This window comes from Mesorhizobium sp. M7A.F.Ca.US.005.03.2.1, from assembly GCF_003997795.1.
In the GTDB taxonomy this organism is placed as follows: Bacteria; Pseudomonadota; Alphaproteobacteria; order Rhizobiales; family Rhizobiaceae; genus Mesorhizobium; species Mesorhizobium ciceri.
Genome location: NZ_RZRP01000491.1, coordinates 1 through 4748, shown reverse-complemented (window position 1 = coordinate 4748; position 4748 = coordinate 1). Strand labels below are relative to the sequence as shown.

Below are 4748 nucleotides of genomic sequence, written 5' to 3'. Positions count from 1 at the left end.
AGGTCGGCAAGCTCGGTCGGCTGGAAAGAACCGGCCCCGATCCCCCCGGCCAGTTCCCCGCTGCCCGAGGGCAGAACCGCGCTTCCAAAACCCAGCTTTTCGGCTTCTTTGAGGCGCTGTTGCGCATGCGCAACCGGCCTCACGGCGCCCGAAAGGCTGATTTCGCCGAAATAGACGCAATCGGCGGGAAGGGCAAGACCGGTGAGCGAGGAAACCAGGGCGGCCGCCACTGCGAGATCTGCCGCGGGCTCCGAAATCCGGTAGCCGCCGGCGACATTGAGATAGACATCATGGCTGCCGAATCGCACCCCGCAATGGGCTTCGAGAACCGCCAGGATCATCGACAGCCGGGCGCCGTCCCAGCCGACGACGGCGCGGCGCGGCGTGCCGAGCGAGGAGGGTGCGACCAGTGCCTGGATCTCGACCAGCACCGGCCTTGTCCCCTCCATGCCGGCGAAAACCGCCGCCCCCGGCGATTTGGCATGGCGTTCGCCAAGAAAAAGCTCGGACGGATTGGCGACCTCGCGCAGGCCCTTGTCCGACATTTCGAAGACGCCGATCTCGTCGGTCGGTCCAAAACGGTTCTTCACCGTGCGCAGGATGCGGTAGTGGTGGCCGCCTTCGCCTTCGAAGTAGAGCACGGCGTCGACCATGTGCTCGACGACGCGCGGCCCGGCGATCTGGCCTTCCTTGGTGACATGGCCGACCAGTACGATCGCCGCACCCGTGGATTTCGCATAGCGGATCATCGCCTGGGCGGCAGCGCGCACCTGGGTGACGGTTCCGGGTGCCGAATCGGCAAGGTCGGTCCACAGCGTCTGGATCGAATCCAGGATGACGAGATCAGGCCGCTTGCCGTCGGCGATCGTCGCCAGGATGTCCTCGACATTGGTCTCCGCAGCCAGTTCCACCGGAGAAGTGGCGACGCCAAGCCGCTGTGCCCGCAGCCTGATCTGCGCGACCGCCTCTTCGCCCGAGACATAGACGATGCGGTGGCCTTTTGATGCCAGCGCCGCGGCCGCCTGGGTGAGCAGCGTCGACTTGCCGATGCCGGGATCGCCGCCGACCAGCAGCGCCGAGCCGCGCACGAAACCGCCGCCGGTGGCGCGATCGAGTTCGCCAATGCCCGAGATGATGCGTGGCGCGTCCTCGATATCGCCGGACAGCGTGGTCAGCACCACGGCGCGTCCCTTGCGGGCGTTGCGCGTGTTGGCTGGTCCTGAGCCGATGCCGCCGGACGTGCCTTCCTCGACCAGCGTGTTCCACTCGCCACAGGCATCGCATTTGCCGGCCCAGCGCTGATGCACCGATCCGCAACTTTGGCAGATGAATTGGACGCGCGATTTGGCCATCAGATGGAAGCCACGCGGTGACAGGCTGGCGGGGCAGCGCCCCCCTCTGACCTGCCGGCCATCTCCCCCTCCAGGGGGGAGATTTGCAGCTTCAGCGCTTGCGCCTTCTTTTCAACGCCAAAAATTGGCGAAAGCGTCGATGCCATCCGATCTCCCCCCTTGAGGGGGAGATGTCCGGCAGGACAGAGGGGGGCGCCAAGGAATGGGACCTGTCTCAATAGGTCACTCGAACCTTTCCGGCAGATGATGCTCCTCGGCGAGGTCGGAGAAGCGGGTGAACTCGCCCTGGAAGGCAAGGCTGACGGTGCCGGTCGGTCCATGGCGCTGCTTGGCTATGATCACTTCGGCCTTGCCCTGGACCTCGATCATCTTCGTCTCCCATGCGAGATGCTCGGGCGTGCCTTTCTCCGGCTCCTTGTTCTTGATGTAATATTCCTCGCGGTACACGAACAGCACGACGTCGGCGTCCTGCTCGATCGAGCCCGATTCGCGCAGGTCGGACAGCTGCGGATGTTTGTCGTCGCGGCTTTCGACCTGACGCGAGAGCTGTGAGAGCGCGATGATCGGCACGCCCAACTCCTTGCCGAGCGCCTTCAGTCCGGTGGTGATCTCGGTGATTTCCTGGACGCGGTTCTGCGACGCCTTGGCAGATGAACCCTGCATCAGCTGGATATAGTCGATGACCATCAGGTCCAGCCCGCGCTGGCGCTTGAGGCGGCGGGCGCGCGCCGCGAGCTGGGCGATCGAGATACCACCCGTCTGGTCGATGTAGAGCGGGCGCTTGTGGTTCTCCTGCGTGTAGGCGACAAGCTTGCCGAAATCGGCTTCCGTCAAATCGCCGCGCCGGATTTTCGACGATGGAATCTCGGTCTGCTCGGAGATAATGCGGGTGGCCAGCTGCTCGGACGACATTTCAAGCGAGAAGAAGCCGACGACGCCGCCATTGGCCGCCTTGACGGAGCCGTCGGCCTGTTGGGCAGGCTCATAGGCGGCAGCGATGTTGTAGGCGATGTTGGTGGCCAGCGACGTCTTGCCCATGCCTGGGCGGCCGGCGATGATGATCAAATCCGAAGGCTGCAGGCCACCCATGCGATGGTCGAGATCGCGCAGGCCGGTGGCAATGCCGGACAGGTGGCCATCGCGCATATAGGCCGCGCTGGCCATGTCGACGGCATTCTTCAACGCATCGGAAAAGCTTTCGAAACCGCCATCGTAGCGGCCGTTTTCGGCCAGCTCGAACAGCCGCCGCTCGGCATCCTCGATCTGTTCGCCGGGTGCCATGTCGACCGGCGCGTCATAGGCGATGTTGACCATGTCTTCGCCGACGGTGATCAGCGCGCGGCGCGTCGCAAGGTCATAGATGGCGCGGCCATAGTCGGTGGCGTTGACGACGGTCACAGCCTCGACCGCCAGCCGCACGACATATTGCGCCATCGTCATGTCGCCAACCTTCTCGTCGGCCGGCAGGAAGGTTTTCAGTGTGATCGGCGTCGCCACCTTGCCCATACGGATGAACTCGGACGCCACCTCATAGATCTTGCGGTGCAGCGGCTCGTAGAAATGGCTGGCCTTGAGGAAGTCAGAGACGCGGTAGAAGGCGTCGTTGTTGACGAGGATGGCGCCGAGCAGCGCCTGCTCAGCCTCGATGTTGTTTGGCGCTTCACGATAAAGCGGTGTTTCCGCGACGCCGAATTTTCGCGCTGCCTCTGCCATGATATCCCCGATTTCAATCCCGGCCTTTCGATATCAGAACGTGATGAGTCGGTGCTGACCTTTCTGCATCACTACCCAACCAAAGAACCTTGATGCCCGTTGTTCACAGGAACAACCAATCGTCCACAGGAGAGTATTCGCGTGCCCCGATTCCGGTTGACTCGACAGGGCGTGGTTCTCTATCTGACTCGTCGGAACAAAGCAAGAACAATGGCGCTGTTCATTTTGCGATGTTGTCCAGCCTGTCGCCCCAGTCCAGTCGCCGGGCCAACTTGAAGTCGGCGCCGTCGCGCTTGGTGAACAAGCGCTCGGCGGCGGTGCCGTCGTCCTGGCAAAGCTTGAGCAGAACCTTGCCGGAGCCGGATTTCGGTGGCGCAAGAACTCGTGCCTGGTGTGATGTGGGGCCGTCGCGAGAAGCCGCGACGTAGATGAATTTCTCGTCTTCCCACGGCACGTCGGCATCCTTGGCCAGCCGATGCAGGCGCGAGCGGGCGACGCGGCGGGAAAAATGGCACCAGTCGGGCTGGACCAGCGGGCAGGGCGCCTGATGCGCGCAAGGCGCAAGCACATGTGCGCCCGCCTCGATCAGCTGCCGGCGCACGGCAAGGATGCGCTGCCAGCCGGCGGGGGTGCCGGGCTCGACGATCAGGAGCGTGTCGCCAGTGAGTTGCCAGAGCCGGTGGATGAGTTTCGGCTGCGATGCCGGCGCGATTTCATCGAGCACATAAGCGCACGTGACCAGATCGGCCGGCTCGATGTCAGCAAGGTCGATGGTGGCATCACCGGCCAGCCATCTGGTCTGGGCGGCAATAGTGTTGCCGGCAAGCGTCTCGCCGATCTTACGCACGGCGGCACTGGCTTCGAACAACACCGCCTGTTCGAGATCGGGCCACAGATCGGTCGCGGCCCAAAGCACCGTGCCAGGGCCGGCGCCGACATCGAGCAAGGTCCTGGGCTGAAAGGCAGGCTTGGCGTCGCTCAGCGCGTCGAGGCTGGAACGGATCGCGGCATAGGTCGCCGGCAGCCGCGTCGCCAGATAGGCCTTCACCGCCAGATCCTCGGCCATGTGCAGACGGCCGTCGCGCAACTCGGCGCGGTAGCGGTCGGACAGCGTCTTTGCCGCTTGCTTGAGTACCGCCAGCGGAACGTTTTCGAGCAGACGCTCGACACCTTGGCGAAGGGAGGCAGGCAACTCCATCTCAAGCGCCCCGCGGGACGAGAAGGATCACCGAAGCACCGGCAATGCAGAGCGCGGCACCGGCAAGATCCCAGCGGTCGGGGCGAACGCCTTCAACCAGCCACAGCCAGCCAAGCGACGCCACGATGTAGATGCCGCCATAGGCGGCGTAGGCGCGACCGGCCGCTGACGTGTCGACCAGCGCCAGCAGGAAGCCGAACAGGGCAATCGAGGCGAGGCCGGGAAGCAGCCAAAGCGGCGACTTCTCCAGCCGCCACCAGGCCCAGAATGAAAAGCAGCCGGCGATCTCGGCCAGAGCGGCGGCGGCATAGAGGACAAAGGTCATGAAAAAGGTCCCGCGACGGTCACGGGACCTTTTTCAGTGCAGGCGCCGGCAATGGCAAGCGGCAATGCTATTCCTGGTCGGCAACTTTGCGGCGGCGAGCCGGCTTGGCGGCCGGGCTCTTTTTGACGGGAGCCGTTTCACGATGCCCCATATCGCGCAT

4 protein-coding genes are annotated in these 4748 nt (G+C 64.1%); all 4 read right to left on the bottom strand.

Translation table 11 applies throughout. The features are described from left to right. The coding region (gene radA / locus EN991_RS23805; RefSeq protein WP_127369678.1) for a DNA repair protein RadA at positions 1-1352 on the bottom strand (1352 nt) is incomplete at its 3' end. Positions 1353-1574: 222 nt separating this feature from the next. After that, entirely contained in the window at positions 1575-3065 is a 1491-nt protein-coding gene (locus tag EN991_RS23795; protein ID WP_013532525.1) for a replicative DNA helicase, read from the bottom strand. A gap of 220 nt (positions 3066-3285) precedes the next feature. After that, a complete protein-coding gene (locus tag EN991_RS23790) occupies positions 3286-4263 on the bottom strand; it encodes a small ribosomal subunit Rsm22 family protein (RefSeq protein WP_127369676.1) in 978 nt (325 codons plus the stop codon). Position 4264: 1 nt separating this feature from the next. Next, positions 4265-4588 carry a YnfA family protein gene (locus EN991_RS23785; protein ID WP_127369675.1) on the bottom strand — a complete coding sequence of 108 codons (324 nt, stop codon included), beginning with the start codon at positions 4586-4588 and terminating at the stop codon, positions 4265-4267. Between the last annotated feature and the right edge of the window lie 160 nt (positions 4589-4748).

Bases quoted from the DNA above. Each gene is read 5' to 3' on its own strand.
- EN991_RS23790 (WP_127369676.1), bottom strand. From the start codon at position 4,263: ATGGAGTTGCCTGCCTCCCTTCGCCAAGGTGTCGAGCGTCTGCTCGAA.
- EN991_RS23785 (WP_127369675.1), bottom strand. From the start codon at position 4,588: ATGACCTTTGTCCTCTATGCCGCCGCCGCTCTGGCCGAGATCGCCGGC.
- EN991_RS23795 (WP_013532525.1), bottom strand. From the start codon at position 3,065: ATGGCAGAGGCAGCGCGAAAATTCGGCGTCGCGGAAACACCGCTTTAT.